Below are 13,468 nucleotides of genomic sequence, written 5' to 3'. Positions count from 1 at the left end.
TTGGGGTCGCGGGTTCGAATCCCGTCTTTCGCTCCAAAAACGTTGGCGGCATAGCCAAGCGGTAAGGCAGAGGTCTGCAAAACCTTTACCACCGGTTCGATTCCGGTTGCCGCCTCCAACATACATGCCGGTGTGGCGGAATTGGCAGACGCGCACGACTCAAAATCGTGTTCCTCTGGAGTGCCGGTTCGACCCCGGCCACCGGTATCACCAATAGCGAATAAACGCTATTACATCAAGCTTCACACTTAATTGTGTGAAGCTTTTTTGTGTTTTCACCCACTACAAAAAATGTACAAATAATGTGCGAGGGTAGTATGCAATGAGTATAAGGGGAAAATTTATTATCAAGCAGGGATAGAAGTAACTGGTGCGAAAGATAATTCCGTGCTGATTCGTCAGACAAAAACTTATTTTAAAAAGTGCTGCCCATCATTTCAAAGGTGAAGGATTAACAGGACATTTAATTGAAGGTTTGAGGGAATGGTAAAATTGACAAGTTATTCATCAATCAAGATGAAGGAGAATTAAAACAAAGGATCATACAAAACCAATAAAACATTACGGTCTATTATCTGAGATTAAGGGCGTTAGGATTTCATTTCATACGCTTAGGCATCACACGTCAGATATTCATTCATAATTTATTTTAACAGCGATAGTTTAGGGAGCGTTTTCTGTGTTACGGTAAAAATAAAAACGAATGGGTCAAAGAGCGCTAACTCTACCATTCGTTCCGAAAGTAATGATTGGCCAATGATTTCAGATTTCAATATTCATAACATTTAGTTCTGCTTCAGTATAGCCAGCAGAGGATAGTGCAATTTCAATTTCTTCAGCAGCCTTATAATCAAATAATTTAAATTTAGACATTAAAGCGAAAGCATTTTGATTTTCAATTGCCAGGGCAACAGCTTCCACGTCTTGTAGTAACTTCAGGTCTTCAATGTAGAATTGAGCGGTTCGCATCGCTAAATACTCATTCTGTGTAGTTGAACTGTAGAAAAGTCTTGTTAAAGTGGCGATTGCGTTAGGAACGAAAATTTTATTCATAATTACCCCTCCATCATTCTCAATATTCTGTCATTAAGATACTTCAAGTATGAGTCACCATAAAAGTATTGTCAATCTTTAGCTGTTAAGCATTTTTGCTCACCAGATGAAAATAGATCTGTATAAAACAGGCGACTTTTCCAAAGGCAAAAACCATTGCACCGAACCGTAGTAAGCGAAAGAATGAATGTTGCTGAGTTCACGAAACGAACCAACTTACATGTGACATGTTGATTTTAGCTTGATTGCTAGGTCTGGTTGAGCATCCAGTAAATAGCTGATTTAAAAAAAAGCCAGTGTCACAAGCGGCACGATTAAGCCGAATGTTTTAGAATTTTTTTAGAAATTCTTTCATTGATGAGATCCTTTCTGTGTTTGAAATTTTCAAAGGGCTTATGAAACAACAGATCCTTATTGACTGTGAAGAAGGCGTGCTTCCACATTACGCAGCTCTCCGTATGAAACACTATTAGCCACAATTACTTGCAATGTTCTCGTAGCTGTCATTCGTTTGTCTGGATGCTTCATTTGTAGATGCTGTTGTATCGCTCGGAAAAGTTCATTATTTTCTGGACGGTTGGCGTGATAGATTTCTTGTAAACTCTTCAATTTTCCCATGGCTTTTCCTACTTTCCATCAAGTGTGAAATATATATGAAAGCTTATGCGATAATATTCGTATGGTCTATATTTCCGTCTGAGCACGTCTAATTCCTTCTTTTTTCAATTAAATCTTCTTTAAGGAACAGTGAAGTTGCTCCTGATTTTTTTACATGGCGTTAGCTTAGCTGTCTTACTGATTGACGGTTGCCCGTATATGTTGTTATTTATCTTTATCTTTAACACGACCAAAGTAATTCAGAATCTGTTCTGCGTCGGAGTGTGTTATTGTGATGTTATACTATCCTGACGGAAAAGGATATTGTGCGGGGGATGTAAGTGGGAAAATGACCCTGCAGAGCATATCGAAAGTTTTGACACTTGCTCTTGTATTAATGGAAAAAGGGGAGGAATATGTTTTTCCTATGTAGGCAAAGAACCTACTGGTGACCCTTTTAATTCGATTACCAAGTTAGAGACAAACAAGCCATCCAAGCCGTTAAACCCGATGATCAATGCAGGAGCATTGACTGTGACCTACATGATTGCAGGTGACAGTGAGAATGAACGATTCAGGCTTATTTTAGATTTTATCCGAGAATTGATGCAAAATCCCACTATTGAGAATGTGGAGGACTTAATCGAATTGTACTCGAAGCAGTGTGCCAATGAAATGGACAGTCAGGATTTGGCGAGGATAGGCTGTGTGCTGGCCATGAATGGGAAAGATTTGTTGACGGGAAAGCAAATCATCCCCGGGGACATTGCCCGAATTTGCAAGACATTCATGGTTACCTGAGAAACAAATCACTCACTTTCACGGCAAAAAAAGGACCTCTGCACATATGGCAAGGGTCTTAAGGTGATCATAACAAGTTGGATAGGAGAGATACTTTTTTATATAATGCATGTACCTCTTTATTTCGATGTTCCCCGATGTCATTTCTTAGGTGGCCTTCCATATCGGTCATTAAATCAGCTAATTTCAATGCCTTTTGCCTATCGGAAATATTGCTTCGAATGATATATTCATATTTTGCATTGTATTCAGTCAGTGACATTTCTTCCGTCCTCCCATAATATCATTAAAGCTGTCCTCTGTTCCTTCATCAGCAATCCCAATGTACTTGAGTGTAATTTCAGGATGTGAATGATTAAGGATCATTTGTAACTCAGCAAGGTCCTTACTTCGTTTATAGTGCCAGTACCCATACGTTTTCCTCATGGTATGGGTACCAACGCCCTCGATGTCCACCATGTCCGCTGCTTTATTAAGCTGTCTGTAGGCTTGTATCTTGCTAATTGGCTTATCGCCCTTGCGTGAGGGGAATAGCCATTCACCATCGATGGTGGCTATATAGGCTGCCAATTCATTACATACATTATTAAGCTGTATTATTCTTGGCTTTTTTGTTTTGCCTTCCTTGATGATGACCTCCATCTTACCTTTAATGTCCTTTATCTTCAGCGATAATAAATCAGACACACGCAAGCCTGTATTGATGCCTAACAAGAACAATATGTAGTCTCTCTCGCTGCAATGTCTCTTCAGTGACCATTTCATATCATCTAATTTTTCCAATGATCTGATAGGTTGAACGTCAATTAAATGTTCTTTTGGCAAATGAGATCACCCTTATTTCACGCTAATGGAATCAGTGTTTTGAATGTATACTTTTTATTAATTTAAGAGTAACACTTGAAAAGGATGGAAGTCAATGTGAGGTGTATACTGATATTTTTTGGACTGTCCACTTTTAAGGGTTCGAAGTATTTTAGTTGTTTATTCGTATTAAGGTTGAATAATGGCATTAAAAACTTCTGGAACTTGATATAATGAATCTATAGGGGTATTTTTCCAAACTGATGTTTTGATGGATATTTAATAGATGAATTAATTCATTCTGAATTTATTATGCTTTAACAGCAGGATTGGGAAACCACCATGAAGAGAGGTTTAGTTATATTGAAAAAGTTACTGCCTTTAATGTCAAGGTTGTTTACTATGGCAATTATGGTTTCGGTTTTTTACTGTATGTTCATGTTCGCAGACTTGGAGAATGAAAAGACAGACAGCGGGAGTCATAACGAGCAATCAGTTAATTTTGAAGAGATGAGCGATCAAGAAGAGATGCCAGCAGGTTCTTTGGTGAACTATTGTAAAGATAGCGCTAATGAGAGTCGCGCCTCCAGTTGGTTTGGTATTGAAGAAAACGTTATGGAACCTAGCGAATATACGGTTGAATGCATTGAACACTTGGAATAGCAGCAGAGTTCCTATGGATCACCCGTAAATTTGAAATTCAGGACAACAAGGATATCCGGGACGTCGGGGTTTAGCGCAAGGGTAAGGACATATTGACCGAATATTATCGTGAGCGGGGGGACATCCAAAGATTTGGCTGATTGGCTTAATGGAACGGAGCGGAATTAACGGGGAATATGAAGTGTTTTGGAAAATAAGGCTTTGCTGAAATGAGTGGTGACGAACGGGTACACAGCGGAGAAGGCCATATTTGTTCATATAGAACATTGAAACTAATCTGTTTGGATCTTAATCAAACAGGTTTTTTAGTATGAAAGGAAATCCAATGGAAAAAATGGAATAGAATATAATGAAGAATGAAGGGAAATTTTTCACCCCCATATCTTTTTCTCTTTCTGAAACGTTTATAGGATAGAGGGTGTTGAAGGAGTGAGAAAAATGATAAATAAGTTAAGGGAAGATATTTCTGAAGAAAAGGATAACGGTGCGATTTTGCGTGAAGTCTATCCTGAATTGCTTCGGTTTTGCCGATTCCTGACCCAAAATAATTGGGATGGGGATGATTTGGCACAGGAAACGGTATTGAAGGCAATGCAGGGCTATGGAAAGAAAACCGAGATAACAACGGCTTTATTGAAGACGATAGCACGCCATTCCTGGATTGATACGATACGAAAAAGGAAAAAAGAATCATTAGACGAACTGTTGGATACCGAACAACAGGGATCAGTTGGGGAAAATGCCTTTGAAACGGTTGAATATATAATAAAGTCACTTACCCCGAAACAAGCCGTTGTATTCCTGTTAAAGGAAGGATTCCTCTATCGGTCAAAAGAAATCTCAGATTATTTGAACACCACGGAAACGGCTGTAAAGGCAATCTTGAACCGTGTGAAAAAGCGTTTTGACGATGACGTTGAAGAGCGCAAGTTGTCTTGTGTGGAAGATTGGCAGGATGAGGAGGAACAGCGGCTCATGTCCCTGATGACACAGGCTTTAAAAGCCCAGAATCCTGATATCCTCATTAGAAGCATTCCATCTTTCAAATCCCTGAACAGTGAATCGATGATTCCTAAACTGATGAATCGTTCGATTCTTTCCAAATCAAGCTTCACTCCTTCAAACACACTCTCAATGGCCGCATAGCCAATATTATTGTTAGGAGGAAGAAGAGATATGACCACCATTCCATATGTAATTGAGCAATCAGGCAAGGGTGAGCGCTCGTATGATATTTATTCCAGACTTCTAAAAGACCGTATCATCATGATTGGGGAAGAAATCACCGATCATTTAGCCAATAGTGTGGTTGCCCAATTGTTATTCTTGGCAGCAGATGCACCTGAGAAGGAAATTACCATCTTCATAAACAGTCCAGGGGGATCGACCAGTGCCGGTTTCGCCATTTATGATACGATGCAATATATTAAGCCTGATATCCGGACTGTATGTACGGGGATGGCTGCATCATTCGGTGCCATGCTTTTATTGGCGGGTACGAAAGGGAAAAGGTGCGCTTTGCCAAATAGTGAAATCATGCTTCATCAACCGCTTGGTGGGGCGAGGGGGCAAGCCACGGAAATTGAAATTTCTGCCCGAAGGATTTTGAAACTAAAGGATCACATCAATCAAATCATCTCGGAAAGGACTGGGCAGCCTATCGAAAAGGTGGCGAAGGACACAGATCGTGATTACTTCTTAAGCGCAATAGAGGCGAAGGATTACGGTATAATCGATGAAATAATCGTTCAGGATAAGTAATCCTGATAAAAACGCTATCAGTAAACTCAAAAATAAGCTGGATGAAAACGAAAAGAAACTGTCGATATCTATATCGGCAGCTTCTTTTTTACCTTCGACATTACTCCATATATTTATTTACAAATCCCCATACCTCGTTCCAATACTTTTTGGATCCACTAATTTAGCTTCATCTCAATGGCCGCATAGCCAATATTATTGTTAGGAGGAAGAAGAGATATGACCACCATTCCATATGTGTGAAAAAATAGAAGGGTGCCCAGGGTGACTATTGAAATCTGAAACTACTGAAATTCTTTTTGAAAAGGGCTGAGAAAAGGATTTTGGATGTCTTCCTTTTCTGGATAGTCCATCCATTTAATATGTTAAAATAAATATTATCTAACATTATCAATATCTTGGAGGAAGTTTCAATGAAGAAAACGCAAAAGGTTTTACTTATTAGTGGAATCTTTGTTGTGGCATTATTCGGGTTGGGGATTGCTTCCTTTAAAATCATGGAAAACTCCAATGATTACGAAAAAGCACAACTGGAGATCGAAGCCAGGGAAACCAAAGAACAAATTGAAAGAGAAAGAGAGGATGTTAAAATCACAGCCCAAAGGGAAGCGAAAGCTAAAGCGGCGGAACTTGAAGCGAAAACAGCGATATATGATGGGATTGAATTTGAAACAGGACTTGATGAAGACTCAACCGAAACGGAAGTCATGGACGTCATGCATAAAATGACTCATCAAAAAGTTCGATCGCAAGATAAATGGGGAGCTATACCAATGTCCCCTAAGATTATAGAAGAGGTTTATAAAATAGTGGATTTAAGTGATTTTCAGCATAGAGATAGATTGCTCGGCATTGCTGCCAGGTGGGGTGACTTTAATTTTAGCTCGATCGTTCAGGACCATAACTTCTTTTGGAAAGACAAAGAAGGCACCGTTGGAAAAGCCCATGGTACATTAAGTGCGGCAGAAGAGATTGAATTCATTGAAGTGAATTTTAAGTGAGGCCATTTGCAGGGAAGTATTGAATATATCAGAGGGCGAGTTGATAAGACCTGTTCAATAAAGAAAACACTTAAACCTCCTGCAATAAGGCCAGTTCCTCAGGAGGTTTGAGTGTTTACCATTCAACTCAGTCATTCGCTTATGGGGAAGTCAAGCAATGGAGTTTTTCACTCCATACAGGAGTTTTATTTCTTAATAACTAGTTTGCTTGACTCGTTCTCCTTGTTTACGGGTACGTCTTTTCCTACTGTGACCCTGCGAACGACGCGGTGCTGATCCCCGTAATCGGCAATAGCGTAATGCTGCGTGGCTAGGTTATCCCAAATGACCACGTCCCCTTCACTCCATTGCCAACGCACGGTATTTTCTAAGCGAGTGACGTATGAATCAAAGATACTTAATAATCTTTCAGATTCACTTGTTGTATATCCTTCCACTCTTCCAGCAAAGCCACCTAATAACAAATGCCTTTTTCCGGTTTCTGCGTGCACATGAACGACTGGGTGCCTTGTTTTATAAATGGTAGATTCGAATATATCACGATATTTCTTTTTAACCTCATCATCAATGTTTTCGGCTGGTTTGAATTGTGCATAATCATATTCATTTGTATGGATCGCCCATAGTCCATCCGCTAATTTCTTCAATCCATCCGGCAGGTCCTCATATGCTTTATTGGTATTTGCCCAAACTGTATCCCCGCCAACATCAGGGATGGTTACACCTCTTAAAACAGAGTATTTAGGAACTGCTGGTACAAAAGTGACATCAGTATGCCAATGGTTTGCTTTAGCACCTCGTTCGGAATCAAGTTCGAAGATATAGTTAGTATTGTCTTTGACCGGTACTGTAGGATGTGCATAAGGTTCACCCAATAGTTTTGCAAATGCTTCTTGGGTGGCATCGTCCAAATGGTTTTGACCTTTGAAGAATACGACTTTATGATCGTTTAACGCTTGTTTGATTTCACTTAAAATAGCTAAATCCAAGGCTCCGCTTAATTGGACACCTTGAATTTCCGCTCCAATTCTTCCTGCTACGGGTACCACTTTTAATTGTTGTGTTTTAGTTTCCGTCATAATCAATCTCCTCCTGTAAGGTATGTTTTTTTATTTTTTAAAGGCTTCATCAATGTATTCATTGTGGATCTGGTTTTTAAAATTAAATGATTTCTTGATATAACCCACACCAGCTAAAGTATTGATTGATTCTTGTTGTGCTTTGATGGCATCTTCGGTAAAGAAGATATTTGGTTCTTCGGCCGTTATTATTGTCTTGACTGTGCTCACAGGCAATTTAGTTTCTTTGGAATAAATTTCAGATGCTTCATCTGGATTTTCAATTTGCCAATCGGCAGCTTTTTTATAAACCTTTAAATAGGCCTCTACAATTTCAGGATGTGCTTTTGCAAATCCGTTACGTGCAATGATTGCACCAGGAGCCAATATTTTTCCCTTTACATTAAGTGCGACTGCATTCCCTTTTTCAATATTATTAAGGTAATAAGGGTTCCATATCGCCCAGGCGTCCAATTGTTTGGTTTCAAAAGCGGATTGAGCATCATCCGGTTGTAAATTGATGAGTTTAATATCATCAGTCGTTAAACCATGGGCTTTCAATGCCTTGATTAAATACACATGACCTGTTGTCCCGGAGGCAACACCGACCGTTTTTCCCTTTAAGTCTTCAATCTGCTTTATGTCACCTTCTGGCTGAACCAGGATCCGGACAGATGACTCACCTCGACCTGTTTGTGCAATCACTTCAAATGGCAGATTCTTATCAATTCCGGCAATCAGTGCACCATCCCCTAAAAAAGATAGGTCGACCCGATTGGAAGCGAGGGATTCCAAAAGCGGGGGGCCACTCGGGAATTCACTCCACTCGGTTTGGGCATCCAGTTTAGAAAACTCTTCGTCGAATAATCCCTTTTCCTTTGCAATGACCAATGGCCCCATCTTGCCATTTAAGGCAATATGAACTTTAAGTGGATCGCTTTTCCCGGAAGCTTTGCCGGCATCGGAATTACAACCTGCCAATATAGCAATGCTAATGATGGCAAGTAATACTGCAGTTAACTTGTTACGATATTCCTTCATGAATTCCCTCCTTTTTTATTACACTTACCACATCTGGATAGTCAGATTAATAAAAAAAAGAGATTCAACGAAGAGTATGTCGGGGTTACTCTTCATTGAATCTCCGGTAGTCCAGTTGATTCACATGACCTTTAATTGGTTTTTTGTAATGCGGATTTGTGTATGAATGCATCTTAACAGCTGCTAGAATAATCTGTCAATTCCTTTTTTGATTAATCCGATAAAATAAATGGGTATTATTTGTTGATTATAAATAATCGATAAGTTAATATAAAATGAAATATTGAATCGACTAGTTAACTAGAGATTCAGCAAAGGGACAATATGTGCCTTATTGCTGGATCTCTATTTTTTTTATTTGAGAAAGGGTGAGGATATTGGTAGCGACGTTAGAAATTAATCATGTAAGCAAAACATTTAAGAATGATAATGAAAGTGTCCATGTTTTGGATAATTTAAATCTGAGCGTCAAAAATGGTGAGTTCGTCACCATCATTGGTCCGAGTGGATGCGGGAAAAGCACATTATTAAAGCTGATCGCAGGACTTGATTCAGACTTTGACGGCGAGATCATTGCAGGTGATCATCCGGTTAGCGCCCCTTCTAAAGACCGTGGTTTCATTTTTCAGGAGCACCGCTTATTTCCATGGCTAAACGTTGAGAAAAATATTGCAGGTAACCTTCCATTAAAAAAACCGGACATTAGAAAAAGGGTGGATGATTTAATTTCACTTGTTAAGCTAAAAGGATTTGAAAAGGGATATCCACGCCAATTATCCGGTGGAATGTCGCAGCGTGTTGCCATTGCGAGGGCCTTATTACGTAATCCTGAAGTTTTATTGCTGGATGAGCCATTCGGTGCATTGGATGCTTTCACGCGAACGCATCTTCAAGAGGCTTTGCTAGAAATATGGGAGAAGAATATGACAACGATGGTGCTTGTCACCCATGATATTGATGAATCCATCTTTTTATCGAGCAAAGTGGTAGTCATGGAGGCAAAGCCTGGACGGATTAAAGCTATCGTTCCAATTGATTTACCATATCCAAGAAAACGAACAAGCAAAGCGTTTCAGGAATTCAGGACCGTCATTTTAACCGAACTTGATCATCATCCTGAAGAAAGGGAAGATTGGAGCATTTAATTAATTTTTGAAAAAAGGAAGGATGAAAAATATGTCTACACAGACCGTTGCACAAAACAAGCCGCTTGTCATAAGGAAAACGAAAAAACAATCCAAACTTGCCAAATCAGCATTGCGGGGTTCGTTCCTTCCCGTTGTCGTGTTGATTGCATGGCAATCATTAGGTTCGGTTGGCATCCTGCCTGCCCAATTATTCTCATCACCTTTATTGATCGTCACGACTTTCATTGATCTCGTTCAGTCAGGGGAAATGGGAATGCATTTACAAATCAGTTTAACGCGGGCTCTTCTTGGCTTTGCATTAGGTGGTTTTTTAGGCTTATTGCTAGGAGTCATCGTTGGCATGCAAAAAAAATCCGAAGAATATCTTAACCCAAGCATTCAAATGTTACGGACAGTTCCTTTACTTGCGATTACCCCTTTATTCATTATGTGGTTCGGGTTTGGTGAACTTTCCAAAGTACTGCTTATTGCTTTAGGTGCTTTTTTTCCTCTATATTTACAAACCTTTTTGGGCCTTCGGAATGTGGATAAAAAACTATACGATGTTGCCCGAATCTTAGAGTTTGGCCGTCTGGAGCAAATAACGAAGCTGATGATTCCGGCAGCTTTACCGAACATATTGCTTGGTATCCGTTTAGCCTTAAGTGCTGCTTGGATGTGCTTGGTCGTCGCTGAATTGTTGGGTGCAGATAGAGGGGTGGGCTTCATGATCCAGGATGCCCGTTCATTCATGCAAACGGACGTCGTATTCGTAGGCATCATCATTTTTGCCATGGCTGGTAAAATCTCCGACTCGTTTGTCCGCTTTTTAGAAAATCATTTGCTGAAATGGCAAGATAGCTTTAAAGCCTAATTGAAAAGGATGACCGCCCGGTTTTGGGAGGTCATCCTTTTTCTTGTTTGTTAATGTATGTTTAATCTATTTCTCTATGTAAGGGCAAATAAATAGTGAAGGATGTTCCTTTGTTCAATTCGCTCTGTACCACGATTTTCCCTTTGTATTTTTGAACGATGGAATAACAAACGGTCAGGCCGATACCAGTTCCCCTATCTTTAAGCGAATAGAATGGGGTGCCGAGTATTTCAAGCTGTTCTTTGGAAAGACCTATTCCTGTATCCGTTATTCGGATTTTTGCCATAGTGCGTTCCTTCTCGGTTTCCACCTTGATGAATCCGGGATTGTTCATCGACTCAATTCCATTTTTCATGATATTGACCAGTATCTGTTTAAGCTCGATCGGATTCATATTGATTTGTAGGTCATCACGGAAATCAAGTTGAAAGCCTATGTTTCGATTATTGGCAAAACTGGATAATAGATCGGAAATCTTTTGGATTTCATAATTTAAAGGAATGACCTGAATATTATCCGTTTGCGGTTTTGCCAAAGACAAATAGTCATTGATTATCACTTGTGTATATTCAAGTTCTGTAAGCATGGTCTGCACATAAAATTTTTCCGTCTCATTCAGTTCCTTCTCTTGATCCAATAACTGGGCAAACCCCTTCACGACTGTAATGGGATTTCGTATCTCATGTGCAATGGTGGCTGCTAGCTGACCGACTGAGTTCAATTGCTTGGCCTGTTGGATCTCCTTATGGAATGCATTAGTGGATTCCATCCTATTGTTTGTTCCTATGAACACAAATACCAATATGATTTGTATAGCGATGAAATTAATCGTATTGCCGAAACTATCCAAAGAAACATACTCATAAGTGTATTTAAGATCCGTTTGCGAAATGATCAAGATGGAAGCAGGACCTAATATGATATTTAAAGTGGCGACAATATAAAATCCGATTTTATCAAAGAGAAAAATGGGAATCAAGGGTGCTATAGCAAAAAAAGCCAGCATAATTGCGGTATCTGGGAAAATCCAGAATTTGCTATATATATAAACAGTAATTAAAGAAATGAATAGGGTTTTATAGAAATTGACTTCTGTTTTTAAGAAAAACAACAGAGAAATTATCATCCCCGATATTAAAATGACCTGAAATGTCATATCGTAGGGGTTATCTTTCCAACTTATAGGTGATATGGAAATCCCAACTAATAGTAAAAAGGATATCATTGCCATGAATGCCTTCAGTATGAATCGGTGTTTGTTTTGATAATATTGATAATTTTTTAACATAATTCCCCTCAATATAAATATTCTGTTTGTTTAATAGTAATCTGATACTAGTTTTTTGTAAATCAGAAAAAAATAGATCTTGTCAACATATGTAACAAATCCTTCCAGATCAAGCAGATATGGATGATGGGGAGGCGAATGGAATGGGTTCATGGAATTGGATTGGGTATAACGAACTACACGAAGGACTTGCAAACAATTTGTTTCATGGTTTTTTTTACCCATTTTAACTTATATATTATTTCTTTACACTATATTTGCTGTAGATTCACATTCCCCTTCTAAAATGGTGGTAATAATAGGAAGGGGATAGGGGAAAATGAAAACAAATATAAAGAAATTCGGTTTATGCATGATGAGTGCGGCTTTTATATTGCAGGCTACTTCCATGGGGACCTCGGCTGCAAATGTAGATCATTCGAATTCATCTATTTATGAGAAGAAAATTGTGAATATCGCACATCGAGGAGCTTCCGGTTATGCTCCTGAACATACGATTCCCGGATATCAATTGGGAGAACAAATGAAAGGCGACTACATAGAAATCGATCTTCAGATGACAAAGGATGGAAGATTGATAGCAATGCATGATGAAAAGGTGGATCGTACAACGAATGGTACAGGTCTAGTGAAAGACTTAACGCTGGCAGAAATCAAAAAACTAGATGCTGGTACATGGTTCAATGAAAAATATCCGCAATTGGCAAAAAAGAAATATGAAGGGTTAACGGTACCCACTCTTGAAGAAGTCTTTATGAAATTCGGCAGGCAGGCCAATTACTATATTGAAACAAAGTCTCCTGATGTATATCCAGGAATGGAAGAAGAACTTCTGCAAGTTCTGAAAGAAAATAAAATGGTGGATTCAAAAGGCCGTACCAAAAATGTACTTATACAATCGTTCAGTCAAGAAAGCCTTTTGAAGGTTCATGACATGAATCCAAATTTACCGCTTGTGCAGCTTTTTTCTTATAAGAACCAAGCAACCATTTCTGATGAGGAATTGGAATCCATTAAGAAATATGCCATTGGAGTGGGTCCGAATTTCAATAAGGTGGACGGACAATATGTGAAGATGGTTCGAAATCATGACCTTCAATTCCATCCATATACAGTAAATGAAAGAGCGGACATGAAAAAAGCTCTAGAATGGGGTGCAACGGGGCTGTTTACGAATTATCCCGATGTATTTAACGAGGTTCTTAGGGAGTATAAGCATGAAAAGCACAATGACAATGTGAATTTATAAGGTTACTAAATAAGTGTTTCATAGGTGAGTTCCGGTTTTCCGGGGCTTTTTTTGTATGAACCGGATTCAACTTAATGAAGGGCATTTAATCCTTGGGAGAAATAGGTGTTCATAGGCTTAGTAGACTTTTGATTATAAACGGGTTTCTAGT

The 13,468-nt window shown here is 39.1% G+C and carries 14 protein-coding genes, 2 tRNA genes and 1 pseudogene; 10 read left to right on the top strand and 7 right to left on the bottom strand.

The window, feature by feature from the left end; genetic code table 11:
• Window positions 1-44: 44 nt before the first annotated feature.
• Both N9I19_RS10480 and N9I19_RS10475 read left to right on the top strand, forming a co-directional pair.
• A tRNA-Cys gene (locus N9I19_RS10480) sits at window positions 45-118 on the top strand.
• An 8-nt stretch (window positions 119-126) separates the two neighbouring features.
• Window positions 127-207 (top strand) — tRNA-Leu (locus N9I19_RS10475).
• A 555-nt stretch (window positions 208-762) separates the two neighbouring features.
• On the opposite strand, the gene N9I19_RS10470 is transcribed toward N9I19_RS10475, so the two are convergent.
• Together N9I19_RS10470 and N9I19_RS10465 are read right to left on the bottom strand one after the other, a co-directional pair.
• Window positions 763-1,053, bottom strand: coding sequence for a hypothetical protein (locus N9I19_RS10470; protein WP_061461756.1), 291 nt, complete (start codon window positions 1,051-1,053; stop codon window positions 763-765).
• Between the two features lie 411 nt (window positions 1,054-1,464).
• Window positions 1,465-1,671, bottom strand: a complete 207-nt coding sequence (locus N9I19_RS10465) for a hypothetical protein (protein ID WP_317777741.1) — start codon at window positions 1,669-1,671, stop codon at window positions 1,465-1,467.
• 271 nt (window positions 1,672-1,942) lie between these two features.
• Here N9I19_RS10465 and N9I19_RS10460 point away from each other — a divergent pair.
• Window positions 1,943-2,448: pseudogene (locus N9I19_RS10460) on the top strand (glutaminase); the annotation flags it as partial.
• Between the two features lie 70 nt (window positions 2,449-2,518).
• Here the strand turns inward: N9I19_RS10460 and N9I19_RS10455 are convergent.
• Together N9I19_RS10455 and N9I19_RS10450 are read right to left on the bottom strand one after the other, a co-directional pair.
• Complete coding sequence (locus tag N9I19_RS10455) at window positions 2,519-2,713, bottom strand: hypothetical protein (RefSeq protein WP_076367873.1); 195 nt, start codon at window positions 2,711-2,713, stop codon at window positions 2,519-2,521.
• On the bottom strand, window positions 2,704-3,216 hold the full coding sequence (locus N9I19_RS10450) for a tyrosine-type recombinase/integrase (protein ID WP_317777745.1): 513 nt from the start codon (window positions 3,214-3,216) through the stop codon (window positions 2,704-2,706). Before N9I19_RS10450 ends, N9I19_RS10455 begins: the two co-directional genes overlap by 10 nt.
• A gap of 402 nt (window positions 3,217-3,618) precedes the next feature.
• On the opposite strand from N9I19_RS10450, the gene N9I19_RS10445 reads away from it, so the two are divergent.
• From N9I19_RS10445 to N9I19_RS10430, 4 genes are all read left to right on the top strand, one after another.
• Window positions 3,619-3,918, top strand: coding sequence for a hypothetical protein (locus N9I19_RS10445; RefSeq protein WP_317777740.1), 300 nt, complete (start codon window positions 3,619-3,621; stop codon window positions 3,916-3,918).
• 438 nt (window positions 3,919-4,356) lie between these two features.
• Window positions 4,357-5,064, top strand: a complete 708-nt coding sequence (locus N9I19_RS10440; protein ID WP_089363498.1) for a sigma-70 family RNA polymerase sigma factor — start codon at window positions 4,357-4,359, stop codon at window positions 5,062-5,064.
• Between the two features lie 30 nt (window positions 5,065-5,094).
• Window positions 5,095-5,679 carry an ATP-dependent Clp endopeptidase proteolytic subunit ClpP gene (gene clpP / locus N9I19_RS10435; RefSeq protein WP_061461763.1) on the top strand — a complete coding sequence of 195 codons (585 nt, stop codon included), beginning with the start codon at window positions 5,095-5,097 and terminating at the stop codon, window positions 5,677-5,679.
• A 413-nt stretch (window positions 5,680-6,092) separates the two neighbouring features.
• Window positions 6,093-6,680, top strand: coding sequence for a DUF6241 domain-containing protein (locus tag N9I19_RS10430; RefSeq protein ID WP_317777739.1), 588 nt, complete (start codon window positions 6,093-6,095; stop codon window positions 6,678-6,680).
• A 185-nt stretch (window positions 6,681-6,865) separates the two neighbouring features.
• On the opposite strand, the gene N9I19_RS10425 is transcribed toward N9I19_RS10430, so the two are convergent.
• A complete protein-coding gene (locus tag N9I19_RS10425) occupies window positions 6,866-7,759 on the bottom strand; it encodes a TauD/TfdA dioxygenase family protein (RefSeq protein WP_289320986.1) in 894 nt (297 codons plus the stop codon).
• Between the two features lie 30 nt (window positions 7,760-7,789).
• Window positions 7,790-8,779, bottom strand: coding sequence for an aliphatic sulfonate ABC transporter substrate-binding protein (locus tag N9I19_RS10420; protein WP_317777738.1), 990 nt, complete (start codon window positions 8,777-8,779; stop codon window positions 7,790-7,792).
• Window positions 8,780-9,153: 374 nt separating this feature from the next.
• Here N9I19_RS10420 and N9I19_RS10415 point away from each other — a divergent pair, with 374 nt between their 5' ends.
• Window positions 9,154-9,924 (top strand): ABC transporter ATP-binding protein, encoded by a 771-nt coding sequence (locus tag N9I19_RS10415; protein ID WP_411730427.1) that lies wholly within the window; start codon window positions 9,154-9,156, stop codon window positions 9,922-9,924.
• 22 nt (window positions 9,925-9,946) lie between these two features.
• Complete coding sequence (locus tag N9I19_RS10410; RefSeq protein WP_089363570.1) at window positions 9,947-10,780, top strand: ABC transporter permease; 834 nt, start codon at window positions 9,947-9,949, stop codon at window positions 10,778-10,780.
• 61 nt (window positions 10,781-10,841) lie between these two features.
• Here the strand turns inward: N9I19_RS10410 and N9I19_RS10405 are convergent, their stop codons facing one another.
• Window positions 10,842-12,068, bottom strand: a complete 1,227-nt coding sequence (locus N9I19_RS10405) for an ATP-binding protein (RefSeq protein WP_317777736.1) — start codon at window positions 12,066-12,068, stop codon at window positions 10,842-10,844.
• A 319-nt stretch (window positions 12,069-12,387) separates the two neighbouring features.
• Between N9I19_RS10405 and N9I19_RS10400 the strand changes: the two genes are divergently transcribed.
• Complete coding sequence (locus N9I19_RS10400) at window positions 12,388-13,317, top strand: glycerophosphodiester phosphodiesterase (protein WP_411730425.1); 930 nt, start codon at window positions 12,388-12,390, stop codon at window positions 13,315-13,317.
• The last annotated feature ends 151 nt before the right edge of the window (window positions 13,318-13,468 follow it).

The organism is Peribacillus sp. CSMR9, assembly GCF_033141925.1.
GTDB lineage: Bacteria > Bacillota > Bacilli > Bacillales > DSM-1321 > Peribacillus > Peribacillus simplex_A.
This window is presented reverse-complemented; position numbering and strand designations above follow the sequence as displayed.

Bases quoted from the DNA above. Each gene is read 5' to 3' on its own strand.
- N9I19_RS10410 (WP_089363570.1), top strand. From the start codon at position 9,947: ATGAAAAATATGTCTACACAGACCGTTGCACAAAACAAGCCGCTTGTC.
- N9I19_RS10440 (WP_089363498.1), top strand. From the start codon at position 4,357: ATGATAAATAAGTTAAGGGAAGATATTTCTGAAGAAAAGGATAACGGT.
- N9I19_RS10470 (WP_061461756.1), bottom strand. From the start codon at position 1,053: ATGAATAAAATTTTCGTTCCTAACGCAATCGCCACTTTAACAAGACTT.
- N9I19_RS10405 (WP_317777736.1), bottom strand. From the start codon at position 12,068: ATGTTAAAAAATTATCAATATTATCAAAACAAACACCGATTCATACTG.
- clpP (WP_061461763.1), top strand. From the start codon at position 5,095: ATGACCACCATTCCATATGTAATTGAGCAATCAGGCAAGGGTGAGCGC.
- N9I19_RS10450 (WP_317777745.1), bottom strand. From the start codon at position 3,216: ATGAAATGGTCACTGAAGAGACATTGCAGCGAGAGAGACTACATATTG.
- N9I19_RS10425 (WP_289320986.1), bottom strand. From the start codon at position 7,759: ATGACGGAAACTAAAACACAACAATTAAAAGTGGTACCCGTAGCAGGA.
- N9I19_RS10465 (WP_317777741.1), bottom strand. From the start codon at position 1,671: ATGGGAAAATTGAAGAGTTTACAAGAAATCTATCACGCCAACCGTCCA.
- N9I19_RS10420 (WP_317777738.1), bottom strand. From the start codon at position 8,779: ATGAAGGAATATCGTAACAAGTTAACTGCAGTATTACTTGCCATCATT.
- N9I19_RS10455 (WP_076367873.1), bottom strand. From the start codon at position 2,713: ATGTCACTGACTGAATACAATGCAAAATATGAATATATCATTCGAAGC.
- N9I19_RS10400 (WP_411730425.1), top strand. From the start codon at position 12,388: ATGAAAACAAATATAAAGAAATTCGGTTTATGCATGATGAGTGCGGCT.
- N9I19_RS10430 (WP_317777739.1), top strand. From the start codon at position 6,093: ATGAAGAAAACGCAAAAGGTTTTACTTATTAGTGGAATCTTTGTTGTG.